At 71.9% G+C, this 19,076-nt stretch carries 15 protein-coding genes and 2 pseudogenes; 5 read left to right on the forward strand and 12 right to left on the reverse strand.

The window, feature by feature from the left end; translation table 11 throughout:
* Window positions 1-287: 287 nt before the first annotated feature.
* The 5 genes from hisN to MOTC310_RS03545 all read right to left on the reverse strand — a co-directional run bounded on the left by hisN (window position 288) and on the right by MOTC310_RS03545 (window position 6,853).
* The gene (gene hisN / locus MOTC310_RS03525) at window positions 288-1,076 is read right to left on the reverse strand and encodes a histidinol-phosphatase (protein WP_331300819.1); all 789 of its coding nucleotides are present in this window, start codon (window positions 1,074-1,076) and stop codon (window positions 288-290) included.
* A gap of 107 nt (window positions 1,077-1,183) precedes the next feature.
* On the reverse strand, window positions 1,184-3,253 hold the full coding sequence (locus MOTC310_RS03530) for an AI-2E family transporter (protein WP_331300820.1): 2,070 nt from the start codon (window positions 3,251-3,253) through the stop codon (window positions 1,184-1,186).
* A 114-nt stretch (window positions 3,254-3,367) separates the two neighbouring features.
* Window positions 3,368-4,822, reverse strand: a complete 1,455-nt coding sequence (locus MOTC310_RS03535) for an MmgE/PrpD family protein (RefSeq protein ID WP_331300821.1) — start codon at window positions 4,820-4,822, stop codon at window positions 3,368-3,370.
* Between the two features lie 112 nt (window positions 4,823-4,934).
* The gene (gene pncB / locus MOTC310_RS03540; protein ID WP_331300822.1) at window positions 4,935-6,227 is read right to left on the reverse strand and encodes a nicotinate phosphoribosyltransferase; all 1,293 of its coding nucleotides are present in this window, start codon (window positions 6,225-6,227) and stop codon (window positions 4,935-4,937) included.
* 122 nt (window positions 6,228-6,349) lie between these two features.
* A complete protein-coding gene (locus MOTC310_RS03545) occupies window positions 6,350-6,853 on the reverse strand; it encodes a pyridoxamine 5'-phosphate oxidase family protein (protein ID WP_331294607.1) in 504 nt (167 codons plus the stop codon).
* Window positions 6,854-6,981: 128 nt separating this feature from the next.
* Between MOTC310_RS03545 and MOTC310_RS03550 the strand changes: the two genes are divergently transcribed.
* The 3 genes and pseudogenes from MOTC310_RS03550 to mobA all read left to right on the forward strand — a co-directional run bounded on the left by MOTC310_RS03550 (window position 6,982) and on the right by mobA (window position 9,484).
* Entirely contained in the window at window positions 6,982-7,284 is a 303-nt protein-coding gene (locus tag MOTC310_RS03550; protein WP_331300823.1) for a hypothetical protein, read from the forward strand.
* A 480-nt stretch (window positions 7,285-7,764) separates the two neighbouring features.
* Window positions 7,765-8,823, forward strand: a pseudogene (apbC, locus tag MOTC310_RS03560) (iron-sulfur cluster carrier protein ApbC); the annotation flags it as partial.
* A 4-nt stretch (window positions 8,824-8,827) separates the two neighbouring features.
* Window positions 8,828-9,484, forward strand: coding sequence for a molybdenum cofactor guanylyltransferase MobA (mobA, locus tag MOTC310_RS03565; RefSeq protein WP_331300824.1), 657 nt, complete (start codon window positions 8,828-8,830; stop codon window positions 9,482-9,484).
* Window positions 9,485-9,653: 169 nt separating this feature from the next.
* Here the strand turns inward: mobA and MOTC310_RS03570 are convergent, their stop codons facing one another.
* From MOTC310_RS03570 to gyrA, 5 genes are all read right to left on the reverse strand, one after another.
* On the reverse strand, window positions 9,654-10,112 hold the full coding sequence (locus tag MOTC310_RS03570; protein ID WP_043352288.1) for a peptidylprolyl isomerase: 459 nt from the start codon (window positions 10,110-10,112) through the stop codon (window positions 9,654-9,656).
* A 77-nt stretch (window positions 10,113-10,189) separates the two neighbouring features.
* On the reverse strand, window positions 10,190-10,687 hold the full coding sequence (locus MOTC310_RS03575) for a hypothetical protein (protein WP_331294613.1): 498 nt from the start codon (window positions 10,685-10,687) through the stop codon (window positions 10,190-10,192).
* Between the two features lie 7 nt (window positions 10,688-10,694).
* Entirely contained in the window at window positions 10,695-11,243 is a 549-nt protein-coding gene (locus tag MOTC310_RS03580; protein WP_331300825.1) for a peptidylprolyl isomerase, read from the reverse strand.
* A gap of 27 nt (window positions 11,244-11,270) precedes the next feature.
* On the reverse strand, window positions 11,271-11,774 hold the full coding sequence (gene coaD / locus MOTC310_RS03585) for a pantetheine-phosphate adenylyltransferase (RefSeq protein WP_331294611.1): 504 nt from the start codon (window positions 11,772-11,774) through the stop codon (window positions 11,271-11,273).
* A gap of 72 nt (window positions 11,775-11,846) precedes the next feature.
* Entirely contained in the window at window positions 11,847-14,585 is a 2,739-nt protein-coding gene (gene gyrA / locus MOTC310_RS03590) for a DNA gyrase subunit A (RefSeq protein ID WP_331300826.1), read from the reverse strand.
* A gap of 774 nt (window positions 14,586-15,359) precedes the next feature.
* Between gyrA and MOTC310_RS03595 the strand changes: the two genes are divergently transcribed.
* Entirely contained in the window at window positions 15,360-16,217 is an 858-nt protein-coding gene (locus MOTC310_RS03595; protein ID WP_331294609.1) for a S49 family peptidase, read from the forward strand.
* A gap of 18 nt (window positions 16,218-16,235) precedes the next feature.
* Here the strand turns inward: MOTC310_RS03595 and MOTC310_RS03600 are convergent, their stop codons facing one another.
* Window positions 16,236-17,162 (reverse strand): NAD(P)-dependent oxidoreductase, encoded by a 927-nt coding sequence (locus MOTC310_RS03600; protein ID WP_331301458.1) that lies wholly within the window; start codon window positions 17,160-17,162, stop codon window positions 16,236-16,238.
* A 50-nt stretch (window positions 17,163-17,212) separates the two neighbouring features.
* On the opposite strand from MOTC310_RS03600, the pseudogene MOTC310_RS03605 reads away from it, so the two are divergent.
* Window positions 17,213-18,242 (forward strand): annotated as a pseudogene (locus tag MOTC310_RS03605) (P1 family peptidase).
* A gap of 175 nt (window positions 18,243-18,417) precedes the next feature.
* Here the strand turns inward: MOTC310_RS03605 and MOTC310_RS03610 are convergent.
* Window positions 18,418-19,032 carry an NIPSNAP family protein gene (locus tag MOTC310_RS03610; RefSeq protein ID WP_331300827.1) on the reverse strand — a complete coding sequence of 205 codons (615 nt, stop codon included), beginning with the start codon at window positions 19,030-19,032 and terminating at the stop codon, window positions 18,418-18,420.
* Window positions 19,033-19,076 lie beyond the last annotated feature (44 nt).

Here is a 19,076-nt window from a genome sequence, read left to right on the forward strand (position 1 = left end):
CGGGATCCTCGCTCTTCCCGTCCTTGGTCTCGGCGGCGGGATCGGGCTGCTGGTGGATCGCCGCGCCGAGCGCCTGCGACAGGCTCTCGATGACGTCGTCGATGCGGGCATCCCCGTGCAGGGTGTCGCCGGTGCCGGCCTGCGGCGCGGGCGTATCGGCGGCCGGCGCGGCGTGCGCGGCCGCTTCCGGCGCGGGTTCCGGTTGCGGCTCGGGCTCGGGGTGATGCTCGGGGGCGGGCTCCGGCTGCGGCGGACGGCCCGGCGGACGGGCCCGGCTCGGCCGCGCGTCACGGGTTCAGAACCTTGAGCGCGGCCTCGTGCAGCCGCGGGTCGCCCGCCGCGATCACGCAGCCGCCGCCGGCGGCGGGGCCGCCGTCCCAGGACGTGACCCGCCCCCCCGCGCCCTCGACGATCGGGATCAGCGCGACGATGTCGTAGGGCTTCAGCCCGGCCTCGACCACGAGGTCGATCTGGCCGGCCGCCAGCATGCAGTAGGCGTAGCAGTCCGCGCCGTAGCGGGACATCCGCACCTGGCCTTCAAGCGCCCGGAAGCGCTCGGCCTCGTCTCCGGCCGCGAACAGTCGGGGATCCGTGGTCGCCAGGATCGCCTGACCGAGCTCCCCGCATCGGCGGCTGCGCAGGGTCCGCTCGCCCGCCGGCGCGCGGAGCTTCGCGCTGCGCCCATCCCCGGTGAACCGCTCGGCGAGGTAGGGCTGGTGCATCATCCCGCGCACCGGCACGCCGTTGCGGGTCAGGCCGATCAGGGTTCCCCAGGTCGGCAGGCCGCCGATGAAGGCGCGGGTGCCGTCGATCGGGTCGAGGACCCAGACGCACTCGGCGTCGGTGCGCTCCGCGCCGAACTCCTCTCCGAGGATGCCGTGGCTCGGGAAGGTCTGGCCGATCATCGCCCGGAGGACGACCTCGGCGGCCCGGTCGGCCTCGGTGACCGGATCGAACGGCGCCCCGCCGCGGGCCTTGTCGTCCAGGCCGAACTGGGCGCGGAAGAACGGCAGGATCGCCTTCCCGGACGCGTCCGCGAGGTCGTCCATGAACCGGCCGAGTTCGACGACGCTCATCCGTTCCGTCCCCTGTTCCGTCCGAAGGCCGTTCGGCCAGCCGGCCTGTCCCGACGAAACCGGGCCGCGACCCCGCCCGTCAAGTCCCCCGCGCGCGCAGCCGCGGCTCATGCCCCGGCCGGCGCGGGCAGACGCGATGCCTCGCCCCCGGTCTCCGGAGCGCCGTGAGCTTCGCCGTTCGATCCGCCGTCCGGTGCGGCTTCGCCGCCCGCATCCTCCTGCGCGGCCGCGAGAATGGCCTCGACGGCCTCGCGCAGCGATCCCACCTGCGCGTCGGCCTCGGCGGCGCGCCCCGGTCCGCCGCCGAGGCGGCTCGCCCCGGAATCCTGGGCGAGCCACAGGCCGAGCAGGATCGGGACGCCGGGCATCCGGCCCTTCAGCCGGCGGATGAGGCGGCGCAGATGCGTCGGCTCGCCGTCGAGCGCCAGGGAGATCACGCAGGCCGTGCGCGCCGGACCCGGCTCGAAGCGCCCGATCCGCGCGGAGGCCGTCTCGGCGAATGGGACCGTGCGGACGCCGAGGCCGCGCTTCTCCAGGATCTGCGCCAGGATCGCGGCCGCGGCCTCGTCCAGGAAGCCGCGGCCGGCGACACACAGGACCGCGCCCGTCCGGGTCCAGGCCTCCGAGAGCGCCTCCGGGGGCGGCCCCATCGGCACCGCGCTGCAGGCGCTCTCCTCGCCGTCACCGGACGTGCTCGCGACGGCGTCGCTCCGCTCGGAGAGGTCGGCGATCAGCTCGGCGAGCGCGGCGCGCATCGCCCCCTTCTGCTGCGCGGTCAGCACGCCCCGGGCGGCGTCGCGCGCGGCAAGTTCGAGCGCCTTCAGGACCACCTCGTCGTAGTAGGACGAGAGCGAGCATTGCTGCAGGATCAGCTCGGCATGACCCAGCACCTCCTCGGAATCGCCCGCGAGGATCCGCTGGTAGAAGTTCTGGACAGGCGTCAGCGCCGGCCGGTCACCGAACAGCACGTCCAGGAACTCCAGGTGCTCGACGTAGCGGCCGAGCACCACGAGGCAGGCGGTGAGCGGCGTCGACAGGATCAGGCCGACCGGTCCCCAGAGCCAGGTCCAGAACAGGGCGGAGACCAGGACCGCGAAGGGCGAGAGCCCGGTGGATTGCCCGTAGAAGATCGGCTCGAACACTTGGCCGGTCAGCGGCTCCAGGACGATGAACAGGATCGCCACCGCGATCATCATGTTCCAACCGGGATCGACCGCGGCGGCGAGCGCCATCGGCAGGATCGCCGACAGGACCGCCCCGAGATACGGCACGAAGCGCATCAGGGCCGCGAAGATCGCCCAGAGCACCGGGTTCGGCACGCCGATGACGTAGAGGCCGATGCCGATCACCACGCCGAAGGCGGCATTCAGGGCGAGCTGCACCACGAAGTAGCGGCTCAGCCGCTTGGCCGCGTCGTCGATCGCCACGGTGGTCCGGTGCAGGTCGCTCGATCCGGCCAGCCGGATCATGCGGTCGCGCAGGTCCTCGCGCTGCATCAGCACGAACAGCAGCACCACGAAGACGATGCCGACCGTGGCCAGGGGATGCATGACCGGCATGAGCACGGTCGAGAGCATCTCCAGGGAGCCCGGCGGACTCGTGGCGACCTCGACCAGGACGGGCTTCGGCGCGGCCGGGGCCTGCTCGGGGCCGGGCGACGGCTCTGACGGCGGCGGCGCGGCCGGCTGCGCCTCCGGGCTGCCGGCCTCCTTGGCGCCACCGTGGAGCGCCCGCCCGATATTGGCGACGTACTGCGTGACGTGGCCGACGGGCGAGTTCCGCAGCCCGTCGACCTTGCGCTCGATCGTGTCCCGGTAGCGGGGGACGTCGCCCGCGAGGTCGGCGGCCTGGATGCCGATCAGGGTGGCCAGGGCGGCCACGATGCCCACGGTCAGGAGCACGCTGACGCCCACCGCCACCAGTCGCGGCAGCCGCAGCCGCCGCAGCCGGTTCACCAGCGGCGTCAGCACGAAGGACAGGAGCAGCGCGATCGCGATCGGGATGAAGATCTCGCGGCCGAAATACAGGGCCGCGATGATGGTGGCCCCGACCACGACCGGCGACGCCATGGCGGCCCGCGGCGTCTCGGCCGCGGCGACGCGGGTCGGCCGCGGCGGGATCAGGGGATTCCCGGGCCGCGCCGCCGATTCGACCCCGACCGGGGTTTTGGTACCCATACGGTGATCCGCGTCCCGAACGCCACGCGCGGGCCCCCGCCGGGAGCACCGGAAGCCTCGCGGACGGGGAACGGCACGGGAAGCGAAAACGATCCCGCAGGTTTCGCCTGTCGGTTACGCCCCCGCGGCGCCCGCGCGCGCCACGTCGCCGGCATCCTTGAGTTCAGGCAGGGACCAGCACAGCCGCATCACCCGCTTGGCCTGCGCCTCCGGCAGCACGCCCGCCGCGAGGTCGGCGAACTTCGCCTCCAGCTGCGCGTCCGACATCGGCTTCTCGACGCTGCCGATGGCGTGCTCGATATGCCGGTGGAACGTCCGGCCGTCGTTCAGCGTGACGGTCATGTCGACCTGTGCGGGATCGATGCCGGGCGTGATCACCGGGACCACCTTCTGGCGCAGGGCCACCACCCGCGGGTCGTTCACCGCCCGGTCGCTGAACTGCTTCTCGCCGCCCGCACCTTCGACGAAGGCCACCGCGGCCGCGTGATAGATGCTGAATTTGCCCTCTAGGCCGGTCTTCGGCGCGGTCTTGCCGGTCAACTCCAGGACCAGCGGGTGGACCTTCAGGTCGACGCGCTGGATGTCCTCGGGCCTGACATGATCCGCGTCGCGGATCTGGATCGCCGCGTCGATCGTCGGGTGCATGACGATGCCGCAGGCGAAGGGCTTGTAGGTGTTGAGCTGCGCCTCGTAGCGGGTGCCGAGGCCGTCGGTGATCTCCGACCAGTCCTGCTTGGTGGAGATCGTGTTGGCCCAGCCGCGCTTGGCCTCGATCATCCCGTCCGACGAGGTGAAGCCCTTCGCGGCCAGGATCGCCGCGAACAGGCCGTTCGAGGCCGCGCGGCCCGGGTTGAAGCTCTTGTTCATCGAGCCGAAGGATTCGCGCAGGCCGACCGGCTGCGAGGCGGCGAGCCCCAAGGCGTAGACCATCTGCTGCTCGGTCAGCCCCATCAGCTTGCCGGCCGCCGCCGCGGCCCCGAACGACCCGCAGGTGCCGGTGATGTGCCAGCCCGCGTCGTAGTGGTTCGGATAGACCGCGTTGCCGATCCGGCACTCGGTCTCGATCCCGACCACCAGCGCGTCGAGGAAGTCCTTGCCCGAGACCGGCTTCATCGCCGCGTAGGCCAGGATCGCCGAGGCGACCGGGCCGGCCGGGTGGATGATCGTCTTGAGGTGGGTGTCGTCGAAGTCGAAGATGTGGCTCGACACGCCGTTGAGGAAGGCGGCGTTCATGATGTCGAACCGCTCGGTCCGGCCGAACAGCCCGGCCTGGGGCGGCCCCGAGAAGGGCTGCAGGGCCGAGACCGCCACGTCCACGGTCTCGTGGTGCGAGCCGCCGATCGCCACGCCCACCCAGTTGAGGAAGCTGCGCACGCCCTCGCGGCGGACGGGATCGGGCAGCGCGTCGTAGGAGGATCCCAGGATCCACTGAGCGAGGATCTTCGTGACGTGCGGCGGGGGCGCCTTCGCGGCCGGCTTCGTCGCCTCGGCCGCCCGCGCGCCCTGCAGGGCGGGCGTTGTCAGGGCAAGGCCCGCGGCCCCGATGAGCGAGCGGCGATTCATCGACATGGCGTTCTCCCGGACAGGGCCGCCCGAGGCGGCTCCGATTGCCGGACATGATAATGAATTCAATCGCGCGCCGTCAGCCTCTGTGTTTCAGCCGGCTTGGTCTGACACCCCGTCACACCAGGACCGGCAGCGCCTCCTGCGCGCCCACGCCGAAGACGCGCCGGTACCGGGCGACCTCGTCGGCCGGGCCCTGCGCCTTGGTGGGATTGTCGGAGAGCTTCACGGTCGGCCGGCCGTCGGCCTGCGTGACCTTGCAGACGATGGAGACCGGGTCGAGCTTGCCGTCCGGCAGGAGCCCGCGGAAATCGTTGGTGAGCAGCGTGCCCCAGCCGTAGCCGATGCGCATGCGCCCGTGGAACCGGGCGTGGATGCGCTCGATCTCGTCGATGTCGAGGCCGTCCGAGAAGATCGCGAGCTTCTCCCGCGGGTCGTGCCCGCGATCCTGCCAGAAGCGGATGACCTCCTCGCCGCCCTCGATCGGGTCCTTCGAGTCGATGCGGATCCCGGTCCAGTCGCTGACCCAGTCGGGGGCGTTCGCCAGGAACCCGGTGGTTCCGTAGGTATCGGGCAGGATCACCAGCAGGTTGCCGCCGTAATCCTCCTGCCAGTCGGCGAGCACCGCGTAGGGCGCGGCGGCGAGCGCCGCGTCGTCCTCGGCGAGCGCCGCGTAGACCATCGGCAATTCGTGGGCGTTCGTCCCCACCGGCTCGACCTCCTGCCGGGCCGCGATCAGGCAGTTGGAGGTGCCGAGGAACGCGCCGTCCAGGCCCTCCGCCATGGCCTGCACGCACCAGTCCTGCCACAGGAATCCGTGGCGCCGACGCGTGCCGAAATCCGCCACCGACAGGTCCGGCAGCTTCTGCAGCCGCTGGATCTTCTCCCAGACCCGGGTCATGGCCCGGGCGTAGAGCACCTGCAGGTCGAGCTTGCCGAGACCCCGCAGCACGGCCCGCGCCCGCAGCTCGTTGAGGATCGCCAGCGCCGGGACCTCCCACATGGTGGTCTCGATCCAGGGACCGTGGAAGGTCAGCTCGTACTGGCCGTCATGGACGGCGAGCTCGTATTCGGGGAGCCGGAAGTTCTCGAACCAGCTCACGAATTCGGGCCCGAGGATGCGCCCCTGGCCGCGGAACACGTTGCCGCGCAGCCACGTGACCTCGCCCTTGCTGAGGCGCAGGGTCCGGGCGTGGTCGAGCTGCTCGCGCAGCAGCCCGGCATCGACCTCGTCGGCGATCCGGATGCGCCGCGTGCGGTTGGTGATGCCGAAGGTGGTCTGGATGGCGGGGTGCCGGCGCAGGATCGTCTGCGCCATCAGGAGCTTGTAGAAATCGGTATCGAGCAGCGACCGCACGATCGGGTCGATGCGGAAGCTGTGATCGTAAACCCGCTTGGCCAGATCGAGCATTCGTGAGGCACTCTACCGCGCTGCGATGGCGCAGAGCGCATGCCGGGGCCGCGGCCGTCAAGGAGACGGGCGGCCTCCTCCCGGAGACCGCCCGCGAAAACGCCTGTCGTGACGACCGATCCTCAGGCGAGGTCGACCTTCTTGGTCTCGGTCTTCGGGCTCTCGCCGGTGAGCGAGGCCTTCACGTAGCCGTAGAGGTGCAGCATCGTGCTGTTCGGGCTGTCCCAGTACTCGCCCTTCTCCGGGTGGACGCGGATCAGCGCGACCTCGGGATCGTCCTTGCCGTTCGGGAACCAGGTCTTCAGGCTCTCATTCCACTTCTCGTTGATCTTCGCCTGGTCGCGGACGATCTCGGCCTTGCCGGCCACCGAGACGTAGTTCTGGCTCGACGGGTCGGAATAGGCGAGGTTCACCTGGTTGTCCTTGCTGATCTCGGCCGTCTTGGGCGAGTGCAGCTTGGTGAAGAACCACAGGTCGCCGTTCTCGTCGGCGTCGTTGTTCCACATCGGGCGGCTGTTGAGCGTGCCGTCGGAATCGACGGTGGTCATCATGGCGATCTTCACGTCCTTGATGAGCTCGAACAGCTTCTTCGCGCCCTCGTGGTCGCGGTGGTTGCCCTGATGCATGAAAGTGGTCTCCTACGCGTCGTTTCGGTCCCGGCGGGGGCTCCGGAGGGGGCCCCTGGCCGAAGGCTGCCCCGACAACGGATCAGTCTCCCGTTGGTTCAGCTTGCCCGTGCGGCGAGGAGGTTCGGATGCGACGTGTTCGGGGGATCGGCCGTGCGGCGGCGGCGCTGGCGCTCTGCAAGCTCGGTCTCGGCGCGCTCGGCCTCTGTGTGGTGCCGGCCGCCGCCGAGGTGCGCTTCGGCCCGGGCGTGCGCATCGGCGGCCACGACTTCTCGAACCGGCGCTACGGCAGCGTCCACATCGAGCGCGTGAAGCGCCTGCGCGGCCCGCTCGGCTGCCGCCGCCTGCGCCACGGCGTCTACCGGCGCGGCGACGGGACCGTGGTGCGCGGCCCCATGGAAGAGTGCAACCTCGTCGCCCGCCCGCACTGAACGAGGCGCCCGGGACGGCCGCGGGGACGCAGGCCGGCAGGGCCGGCGTCGATTGCGGGTCCTGGGTCTGGTGTTCTCGGCCCGCTCGGTTACATGCACTGGCATACCTGCTTGCCCCGCTGGAGGACATCTTGGCGATCACCCGCGACGACGTGCTGAAGGCGCTCGCCGGCATCACGGTCGATGCCGCCGGCACCACCCTGCCCGGCTCGGGACGGCTCTCCCAGGTCGTGGTCGATCCGAACAACCGGGTGATGTTCTCGATCCTGGTCAATCCCAGCGAGGCCGAGCGGTTCGAGCCGGTGCGGCGGCAGGCGGAGGGGCGCGTCCTGCAGATGCCGGGCGTCTCGGGCGTGTTCGCGAGCCTCACCTCCGAGCGCAACCAGAGCCACCCGGCCCAGAGCGGCGCCGCCTCGCGGCCCGTGAGCCCGCCGCCGGTCGCGCGGCCGCGGCCCGGCGCGCCGCCGAACCAGGGCCCGNTCCCAGGTCGTGGTCGATCCGAACAACCGGGTGTTGTTCTCGATCCTGGTCAATCCCAGCGAGGCCGAGCGGTTCGAGCCGGTGCGGCGGCAGGCGGAGGGGCGCGTCCTGCAGATGCCGGGCGTCTCGGGCGTGTTCGCGAGCCTCACCTCCGAGCGCAACCAGAGCCACCCGGCCCAGAGCGGCGCCGCCTCGCGGCCCGTGAGCCCGCCGCCGGTCGCGCCGCCGCGGCCCGGCGCGCCGCCGAACCAGGGCCCGCAGATCGCGGGCGTGCGCCACATCGTGGCGGTCGCCTCCGGCAAGGGCGGCGTCGGCAAGTCCACCACCGCCTGCAACCTCGCCCTGGCGCTCCAGGCGCAGGGGCTGAAGGTCGGTCTCCTCGACGCCGACATCTACGGCCCGTCGGTGCCGAAGCTGTTCGGCCTCTCGGGCAAGCCCAACGTCGTCGACAACAAGGCCATGGAGCCGATGATCGGCTACGGCCTCAAGGTCATGTCGATCGGCTTCCTGATCGAGCCCGAGACCGCCATGATCTGGCGCGGGCCGATGGTCCAGTCGGCCATCACCCAGATGCTGCGCGACGTGCTCTGGGGCGAGCTCGACGTGCTCCTGGTCGACATGCCGCCCGGTACCGGCGACGCGCAGCTCACCATGGCGCAGGCGACGCCGCTCTCGGGCGCCGTGATCGTCTCGACCCCGCAGGATCTCGCGCTGATCGACGCGCGGCGCGGCGTGACCATGTTCAAGAAGGTCGCGGTGCCGATCCTCGGCGTGATCGAGAACATGGCGACCTTCGTCTGCCCGAATTGCGGCCACGCCTCGCACATCTTCGGCCATGGCGGCGCGCGGGTCGAGGCGCAGCGCCTCGGCGTGCCGTTCCTCGGCGAGGTGCCGCTCGACATGACGATCCGCGAGACCTCGGATTCCGGCCAGCCGGTGGTGGCGACCGATCCGGACGGGCCGCACGCCAAGGTCTATCGGGACATCGCCGCGCAGCTCTGGGCGAACCTGTCCGGCGCGCCGGCCGGGCGGTCGGCGCCGAAGATCGTCTTCGAGTGAAGCCGTGCCCCCGCCGGCCGCCTCTCCGCCGGTCCTGGGCCTGATCCTGGCCGGCGGGCAGGCGCGGCGCATGGGCGGCGGCGACAAGCCGCTGCTGCGGCTCGGCGGGCGCACCCTGCTGGAACGGGTGGGCGAACGGCTGGGGCCGCAATGCGGGGCGGGACTGGCGCTCAGCGCCAACGGCGACCCGGCACGGTTCGCCGGCTTTCCCGGGCCGATCCTGCCGGACCCCGTGCCGGATCAGCCGGGACCGCTCGCCGGCATCCTCGCCGGGCTGGAGCACGCCGCCGCGCGGGGTATCCCGCGGGTGGTGAGCGTGTCGGGCGACGCGCCGTTCCTGCCTGAGGATCTGGTGGCCCGGCTCCAGGCCGCGGGATCGGAGGTCGGCATCGCCCTCGCGGCCTCGGGCACGCGGCAGCACTTCACGATCGCCCTCTGGCCGACGGCCCTGCGCGACGACCTGCGCCACTATCTGGAGCGGGGCGAGCGGCGCGTCGGCGCCTTCATCGACCGCCACAGGCCGGCGGCGGCGTCTTGGCCGGTGGAGCCGGTGGACCCGTTCCTCAACCTCAACACGCCGGAGGATCTGGCGGCGGCGGAAGTCGCTCTGCTGAGATCGGAAGCCAGCGGTCGGGGTGGCGGGCGATCAGCGGGCGCGTGAGCCGCATTAGGCCTCGTCCTCGCCCTCATCCTGCAGTGCCGGAGCGCGGCGGAGGTCCCGAAGGAGGACTCCTTCGAGGGCCGCCGACGCGGGCGCCTCAGGATGAGGGCGCGGTTCGGAGGTGCCGCGTCGCCCGCAGGCGTCGGGCGACGCGGCGATCCGGTGACGATCAGGCGGCGCCGACGGTCGCCTTCACGATCTTGTCCGGCGAGCGCGGCGGCTCGCCCTTGTTGATCGTGTCGACCACGTCCATGCCTTCCACGACCTTGCCCCACACCGTGTACTGCTTGTCGAGGAAGCGGGCGTCGTCGAAGCAGATGAAGAACTGCGAGTTCGCCGAGTGCGGGAAGTTCGTCCGCGCCATCGAGCAGGTGCCGCGCACGTGAGGCTCGGCGTTGAACTCGGCCTTCAGGTCCGGCAGGTCCGAGCCGCCCGAGCCGGTGCCCGTCGGGTCGCCCGTCTGGGCCATGAACCCGTCGATCACCCGGTGGAACGGCACGCCGTCGTAGAAGCCCTGTGCGGCGAGCGTCTTGATTCGCTCGACATGGCCCGGGGCGAGGTCGGGGCGCAGCGCGATCACGACGCGGCCCTTGGTGGTCTCCAGCACGATGGTCTCGTTGTCGGCCATGGTCTTTCCTTCCGGTTGGGGGAACTGTATCGGCGCGCGCCGGATCCGGCCAGCGCCGGTGTCGGGTTCGCCGGCGCTCAGGCCGGCGGGCGGTAGACGAAGCGGAGCGCGACCGGTCGGCCCGCGATCGCCCGGCCCAGACCCGGCGTGATGTGGGCCGGGGTGCAGCGGGCCAGGGCGTCGAGGGTGCCGCGCACCAGGAGGGTCCGCCGATCGCCCGCCACGCCCGCCGCGTAGGTGACGCGGGGCGGGCCGATCAGGCTGCCGTCGCGCCGCAGCGCGAGCCGCAGGGTGATCTCGATGTCGTCGGCCCCACCGCTCGGGCGGCCGAGGCCGCCCGGCGCCTGCCAGCAGGCGGCGAGCGCCGGATAGAGCTCGGCCAGGGTGTCGGCGGGCTTGGTCGCCATCCGGGCGACCGGCACCGGGACCGTCCCGCGCAGGGTCTGGGGCAGGCTCAGCGGGTAGCCGCCCCCCGGGCCGTAGGCGTAGCCGTAGAAGGGCACGCCGTCATAGGCCGCGGCGGCCGCCGGGATCAGGCTCAGCAGGAGGATCGAGGCGGCGCGACGGCCCGGCATGCGGCCGCTACTTGGCCTTCTCGGCGAGCGTCATGCTGACGATCTTGTCGGGATCCTGCACGGCGCCGCCCGGCGCGCCGGGGGCGGCCTTCTTGATCTTGTCGAGGACGTCGAGCCCGTCGGTGACGTTGCCGACGATCGTGTACTGGCCGTTCAGGAACGACGCGTCGCCGAGGCAGATGAAGAACTGCGAGTTGGCCGAGTTCGGGTCCTGCGAGCGGGCCATGCCCACGGTGCCGCGGCGGAACTGGGCCGCCTGCGTGAACTCGGCCGGGATGTTCGGCAGGCTGGAGCCGCCGGTGCCGTTGCCCTTCGGGTCGCCGGTCTGGGCCATGAAGCCGTCGATGACGCGGTGGAACTTCAGGCCGTTGTAGAAGCCCTGCGAGACCAGCGTCTTGATCTGCTTGACGTGCTTGGGCGCCAGGTCCGGCCGCAGCTCGATGGTGATCCGCCCGTCCTTGGTCTGGAGGTAGACCGTATTGGCGTCGGCGGCCAGGGCCGCCTGGGCCGTGCCGAGCGTGAGGGCGAGCGCGAGGAGGGCGTGGCGTCGGTTCATCGGAGTCCTTCCAGGGTCGGGCTGGTCTCAGGAATGGGCGGCGAAGCGCTGCCGGAGGCGCGCGGCCACGGCCGCGGGCACGAAGGGCGAGACGTCGCCCCCCATGCCGGCGATCTGGCGCACCAGCGTCGCGGTGATCGGGCGGGCCTGCGTCGAGGCGGGCAGGAACACGGTCTGCACCTCGGGCGCCATGGCGCCGTTCATGCCGGCGAGCTGCATCTCGTAGTCGAGATCCGTGCCGTCCCGCAGGCCGCGGATGAAGATCGCGGCGCCGCAGCGCCGGGCGGCCGAGACGGCGAGGTCGTTGAACGTGACGATCTCCAGCGCCGCGCCTTCGGCCTCGGCCACCGGCCCGCAGGTCTCGGTGAGCAGGGCGGCGCGCTCCTCGGCGGAGAACAGCGGCGCCTTGCCGGGATGCACGCCGATGGCGATCACGAGGCGGTCCACCAGCCGGCAGGCTTGGCGGACCACGTCGAGATGGCCGTTCGTGACCGGATCGAACGAGCCGGCGTAGAGGGCAGTGCGGGTCATTGCGACCCGACCTAGTGCATTTTCGCGCCGGACGGAACCTCGGGCGGAACCCGCATCCGACCGGCCGAGGCCTCACACCTCCTCGGTGCCACTCTCCGCGCCGCCTTCCGCGGCACCCTCGTCCTCGCCCTCGATGTGCTCCACCGAGACGACCTTCTCGTCCTTGGCGGTGTTGAACACCGTCACGCCCTGCGAGGCGCGGCCGACGATGCGGATGTCGTCCACCGGCACGCGGATCAGCTGGCCCCCGTTCGTGACCAGCATGATCTGGTCCGAGGCCTCCACCGGGAAGGACGCGATGAGGCTGCCGTTGCGGGCGTTGACCCGCATCGCCGTGATGCCCTTCCCGCCGCGCCCCGAGGTCCGGTACTCGAACGACGAGGAGCGCTTGCCGAAGCCCCGCTCCGACAGGGTCAGCACGTACTGCTCGGCCGCCCCCATCTCGTTGTAGCGGTCCAGCGAGATCGCCGCCGCCTCGGCGCCGTCCTCGGCCTCGGCCTCGCCGTTCTCCTCGGCCTCGCCGGTCACGGCGCGGCGCATCTTCAGGTAGCCGGCGCGCTCCTCAGCGGTGGCGTCGAAGGCGTTCAGGATGGTCATCGAGATGACCCGGTCGTCCTTGGCGAGCAGGATGCCGCGCACGCCGGTCGAGTCGCGGCCCTTGAAGACGCGCACGTCCTCGACGGGGAAGCGGATGCACTGGCCCATGGCGGTGGTGAGCAGCACGTTCTGGTCCGGCCGGCAGATCTCGACATGGACGATGTGGTCGCCCGGATCGAGCTTCATGGCGATCTTGCCGTTGCGGTTCACCGTGGTGAAGTCCGACAGCTTGTTGCGCCGGACGTTGCCGCTCGCGGTCGCGAACATCACGTCGAGCGTCTCCCAGGACGCCTCGTCCTCGGGCAGCGGCATGATCGTGGTGATGCGCTCGGAGGTGTCCTGCAATTGCAGGATGTTCACCAGCGCCTTGCCGCGGGCATTCGGGGCGGCCATCGGCAGGCGCCAGACCTTCTCCTTGTAGGCCTGGCCCTGGCTGGAGAAGAACAGCACCGGCGTGTGGGTGTTGGCCACGAACAGGCGGGTGACGAAATCCTCGTCGCGGGTCGCCATGCCGGAGCGGCCCTTGCCGCCGCGGCGCTGGGCCCGGTAGGTCGAGAGCGGCACGCGCTTGACGTAGCCGGCGTGCGACACGGTCACCACCATGTCCTCGCGGGCGATCAGGTCCTCGTCCTCGACGCTGCCGTCGAAGTCGACGATCTCGGTCCGTCGCGGCGTGGCGAATTGCTCGCGGACCTCCACCAGCTCCTGCTTCACGATCGTCTGGATGCGGACGCGCGAGCGCAGGATGTCGAGGTAGTCGGCGATCTCGTCCGCGAGCGTCTTCAGCTCGTCGCCGACCTCGTCGCGGCCGAGAGCCGTGAGGCGCTGCAGCCGCAGGTCGAGGATGGCGCGGGCCTGGGTCTCGGACAGGCGGTAGGTCCCGTCCTCGGCGACCCGGTGGCGCGGGTCGTCCACCAGCGCGATCAGCGGCGCGATGTCGTGGGCCGGCCAGTCGCGGCCCATCAGGGCCTCGCGGGCCGAGTTCGGGTCCGGCGAGGTCCGGATCAGGCGGATCACCTCGTCGATATTGGCGACCGCGATCGCGAGGCCGCACAAGACGTGCGCCCGCTCGCGGGCCTTGCCGAGGAGGAACTTGGTCCGGCGGGAGACGACCTCCTCGCGGAAGTCGACGAAGGCCTGGAGCAGGTCCTTCAGGTTCATCAGCTCGGGGCGGCCGCCGTTCAGCGCCACCATGTTGCAGCCGAAGGACGATTGCAGCGGCGTGAACCGGTAGAGCTGGTTCAGCACCACGTCGGCCATGGCGTCGCGCTTGATCTCGACGACGATGCGCATGCCCGTCCGGTCGGATTCGTCGCGCAGGTCGGAGATGCCCTCGACGCGCTTCTCCTTCACCAGCTCGGCGATCTTCTCGACGAGCGTCGCCTTGTTCACCTGATAGGGGATCTCGGTGAAGATCAGCGCCTCGCGCTCCTTGCGAAGCTCCTCGACATGCGACTTGGCGCGCATGATTACTGAGCCCCGGCCCGTGGCGTAGGCCTGCCGGGTGCCGGCGCGGCCGAGGATCATGCCGCCGGTGGGGAAGTCCGGGCCGGGCACGATCTCGGTGAGCTGCTCGATGGTGAGCCCCGGATCGTCGATCAGCGCCACGCAGGCGTCGATCAGCTCGCCGAGATTGTGCGGCGGGATGTTGGTGGCCATGCCGACCGCGATGCCGCCGGCACCGTTGACCAGCAGGTTCGGGAAGCGGGCCGGGAGGACAGTCGGCTCCTCGCGCGACTCGTCGTAGTTCGGTCCGAAATCGACGGTGTTCTTGTCGATGTCGGTCAGGAGCGCCGTGGCGGGCTTGGCCAGACGCGATTCGGTGTAGCGCATGGCGGCCGGCGGATCGCCGTCCACCGAGCCGAAATTGCCCTGCCCGTCGATGAGCATCAGGCGCATGGAGAAGTCCTGCGCCATCCGCACGAGGGCGTCGTAGATCGATTGGTCGCCGTGCGGGTGGTAGAGACCGATCACGTCGCCGACGATGCGCGCCGACTTGACGTATTTCCGCTCGGGCAGGTGCCCGGATTCGAAGGCGGAGTAGAGGATGCGCCGGTGCACCGGCTTGAGACCGTCGCGGGCGTCGGGAAGCGCCCGGCTCACGATCACGCTCATCGCGTAATCGAGGTAGGAGCGGCGCATCTCGTCGGTGATGGAGACGGGGCGGATGTCGCTGGCGGGCGGGGCGGCGCCAGTCGGATCGTTCTCGGCCAAGTCGATTTCCGTTCTGAGGCCCGGACGGGCGGTGCTCGCGGCGGCCAGGCGGCGCGCGATGCGCCGGAACGGCCTTACGGAAGAGCAGTGATATCAGACGGTTAAATAAGGTTTTCCGAGGCCGCCCGCAAGGTCGCAGCGCGGTCGCCGACGGGGGCGTCGGGAGGCCCGCGTCCCGGCCGGATCGAGCCGGGACGCGGGCCGGTCTGCTCAGTAGAACGTCAGGTGGCGATGGCCCACGGCGCGGCCGCGGAGCGCGTGGTGCCGGTAGCCGTGATGGCGGTGGCCGTAGTGGCGGCGTAATCCGTGATGGCGATGCCAATGGTGCCGACGCCAGTGATGGCGATGGTGCCAGTGGCGGCGGTGATGCCAGTGGTGGCGCCGGTGCCAGTGGCGGCGGTAATGCCAGCGGGCCTGCTGCACCGCGGGGGCGGGCGCCGCGGCCTCGGCGCTCGCCGGGACCGGANGGGACCGGAAGGGGCGCCGCGCGCGCGGGCGCGCTCGCCAGCCCGCCGAGCAGCGCGGCGAGGAGGACCAGGATTGGCCAAGGTCGCATCGTTTCTCTCCCGTGTGAGCACCCGTCCGAGTCCAGCGGATCCGGGTTGGCACGTGGCTCGCGCCGTCGCCTGAAACGGCCAAGGTCGGCAAACGGTTCGATCCGTTCTGACTGCGCGGACGCGCGCCCTTGCGTGCGGCCGGAAAACGCCCAGTTTCCGGACAGGCGCATCCGGGCCGTCCCCCGCCCGACTTCTTGACGAGCCGCGTAGGAATCCCATGGCGTTCGCGTTCCCCGACTCCTTCCGCGCCCTCCTCCCGCGCCGCTTCCGGGACCGCCGCCCGCGGGTCGCCGTGGTCCGGCTGTCGGGCACGATCGGGGCGGTCTCGCCGATCCGGCCGGGCCTCTCGATCGGCGGCGTGGCGGGTAGCCTGGAGCGCGCCTTCGGGATGCCGGGGGTCAAGGCGGTGGCCCTCGTGATCAACTCGCCCGGCGGCTCGCCGGCGCAGTCGCACCTGATCCACCGCCGGATCCGGGCGCTGGCCGAGGAGAAGGGCGTGCCCGTGATCGCCTTCGTGGAGGATGTCGCGGCCTCCGGCGGCTACATGATCGCCTGCGCGGCCGACGAGATCGTCGCCGACCCGACCTCGATCGTCGGCTCGATCGGCGTGGTCTCGGCCGGGTTCGGCTTCCACGGCCTGCTGGAGAAGCTCGGCGTCGAGCGCCGGGTGCACACGCAGGGCGAGGCGAAGTCGATGCTCGACCCGTTCCGCCCCGAGGACCCCGCCGACGTGGAGCGCCTGAAGCGTATCCAGGCCGACGTGCAGGACCTGTTCACAGGCCTCGTCACGGCCCGGCGCCCGGGCCTGTCGAACTCCGAGAACCTGTTTACGGGTGCGGTCTGGACCGGACGGCAGGCGCTGCCCCTGGGCCTCGTCGACGCGCTCGGCGACGTGCGCACCGCGATGCGCGCGCGCTTCGGCGACAAGGTCGACCTGCGCCTCGTCGCCGAGGCGCGCGGCGGCCTCCTCTCCCGCCTGCTGCGCCGAGGCGGCGCGCCGGGCGGGATCGACCTGGCCGAGGGGGCGATGGCCGCGTTCGCGGAGCGCGCGGCCTTCGCCCGCTACGGTCTCTGAGACGGGGTCAGAGACCCGCTACCGTCCGGCACGCCGGGCGGAGACGCGGGCGAGCGCCGCGAGATCCTTCTCGCCGTCGCCGTGGCTGATCGCCTCGATCAGACCGTCGCGCAGCACGCTCGCGAAGGGCATCGGCACCCCGGCCCCCTCGGCCGCCTGGAGGGCGAGCCGCACGTCCTTGGCGCCGAGCTTGAGGATGAAGCCCGGCGGCTCGTAGCGGTTCTGCGCGATCGAGGCGCCGTAGCCCTTGTAGACCGGCGAGGCGAACAGCGTGTTGGTCATCAGGTCGAGGAAGTCGGCGCCCGGGACGCCGTGCCCCTCCGTGAGGGCGCAGGCCTCGGCCATGGCCTCGATGGCCGAGATCAGCATGAAGTTGCCGGCGAGCTTGACGGCATTCGCCCGCGTCGGGTCGTCGCCGAAGCGCCAGGTCTTGGCACCCATGGCGTCGAGGAGCGGGCCCGCGCGGTCGATCAGGGCCGCCTCCCCCGCCGCCACGATGTTGAGCTTGCCGGCCTCCGCGACGTCCGGCCGCCCGAAGACCGGCGCCGAGATGTAGGGGACGCCGGCCCGGCCGTGCACGGCGGCGAGCTGCCGGGCCAGGGCCACCGAGATCGTGCTCATCCCGATATGCAGGCCCGGGCGCTCCGCCCGGTCGAGGAGGCCGCCGGCGACGATCACGGCCTCGAGGGCCGCGTCGTCGGCCAGCATGGTCACGACGGCGTCGCCCGCGAAGGCCTCGGCGGCGCTCGGAACCGGCGTGACGCCGTCGATGCCGCGCGCGGCCTCCGGCGAGCGGTTCCAGGCGCGGACTGCGTGGCCCGCCCGCGCGAGATTGGCGGCCATGGCGCGACCCATCCGCCCCATCCCGATGAATCCGACGTCCATGCCCTGCTCCTCGACGCGCTCTGCCGTCTGCCAACCTGGGAAACCCCGCCCGGCGGTCAACGGCACCCGGCCGGATTTGCGCCGCTCGCCGACCGTGGCAAGCTCGATCCATGCTGCAGAATCGCATCACCGACATTCGCGGCCTGCGGGTCGGCCACGCCACCGACCTGCGGCTCGCCAGCGGCGTGACCGCGATCCTGTTCGACGAGCCGGCCGTCGCCTCCGTCGACGTGCGCGGCGGCGGGCCGGGGACCCGCGAGACCGACCTGCTCGATCCCGAGCGCACCGTGGAGCGGGTCGACGCCTTCGTCCTCTCCGGGGGCTCGGCCTTCGGCCTCGATGCGGGGGCCGGCGTGGCGGCGTGGCTGGCCGAGGCCGGGCGCGGCTTCCTGGTCGGCACCATGCGGGTGCCGATCGTCCCCGGAGCGGTCCTGTTCGATCTTCTCAACGGCGGCGACAAGGAATGGGGCCGCTATCCGCCCTATCGCGAGCTTGGCTACGCGGCGGCCGCGGCCGCGGCCGCGGATTTCGCCCTTGGCTCCGTCGGGGCCGGGACCGGCGCGCGCACCGGCCGGCTCAAGGGCGGGATCGGATCCGCCTCGGCGGGCGTGCCGGGGACGGGCTTCCGAGTCGGGGCCCTCGCCGCCGTGAACGCCTTCGGCAACGCGACGATCGGCGACGGACCGCATTTCTGGGCCGCGCCCTTCGAGGAGGGCGACGAGTTCGGTGGCCTGGGCACGCCGGTCCGTGTGCCGCCGGAGGCCCTGGCCTTCCCGGCCCGGGCGCTGCCGGGCGCCGCCACGACGCTGGCCGTGGTGGCGACCGACGCGGCGCTGACCAAGGCGCAGTGCCGGCGCCTCGCGGTGGCGGCGCAGGACGGCCTCGCCCGCGCCCTCGTGCCGGCGCACACGCCGCTCGACGGTGACCTGATCTTCGCCGCGGCGACCGGCGCGCTGCCCCTCGCCGATCCTGTGGTGGACCTCGCCCGCCTCGGCGACGTCGCCGCGCGGGTCACGGCGCGGGCGGTGGGCGGTGGCGCGCGGCGTGTTCTCCGCGACGGGCCTGCCCGGACACGCCGCGTCGGCGCCCCTGGCCGGATCGGGGCTTCCGCCGGCCTGGCGCGACCTGTTCGGCGGCTGATCGGCCCGCACCGGAACGTCGCCGCGGAAGCGGGTCGCCGGCCGCGCCCGGCGCGCCGTCTTGCCGGTGGGGGCCGGACGAAGCCGAAGTCGCCGCCCTCATGCGGGTCCGGTGTCGCCGCCCGGTCGTCACGCGCGGCCTTCCCGGAGCTTGGGCGGCGGCGGGCAGGGAGCCGTCAGCGCAGGGGCGAGCGCCCCTGGGGCAGCGCGATGGTCGAGGTCGCCTCCGCGATCTGATCCGGGCCTCCCCTCGGCGGCCAGATACCCGCGTCGTAGGCGTGGGACCGCAATCCGGCCCGCTCCTCCAGGCTGGCGAAGCCCCAGATATGCGTGACGCGCGGCGCGCCATCGAGGGCGTACATGTTCACGACGAGGTGCTGCGTGTAGGCGCGTGCCGGTTCGATCGCGGCCTCCCAGGCCGCGAGGGTCGGTGGCAGGCCCCCCGGTTTGAGGCGATAGGTCCGGACCTCGTACACACCGCCACGGTCGCCCGTCCGGATCGGTGGCAGGAAGGGGAACGGGGCGTAGCTGTCCATCTCCAGCGCCGTGATCACGTGCCCCGCGTTGAACGGGTTGGCGCTGAGGAGGGCGCGCCGCCGCTCCGCGGTCATGTCCTCGGGCGCCTCGAAGCCGCGCAGCACGATCAGGCGCCCCAGCGCGCCGATCTCGGTGCGCCAGCAGCCGACCAGGGTACCCTTCGCGTCGGCGTCGTCCAGCCAGGCCTGAACGCCCTCCGAGACTTGGCCCACCGCGAGCAGGGGACACGAGAGGGTCGCGAGTTCGTAGAGCATGGCAGCCTCGACGACGTCGTCCCGTCGACGTCGTGCCGTCAAAG

The sequence above is a fragment of the Methylobacterium oryzae genome (assembly GCF_036441375.1).
Classification (GTDB): domain Bacteria; phylum Pseudomonadota; class Alphaproteobacteria; order Rhizobiales; family Beijerinckiaceae; genus Methylobacterium; species Methylobacterium oryzae_A.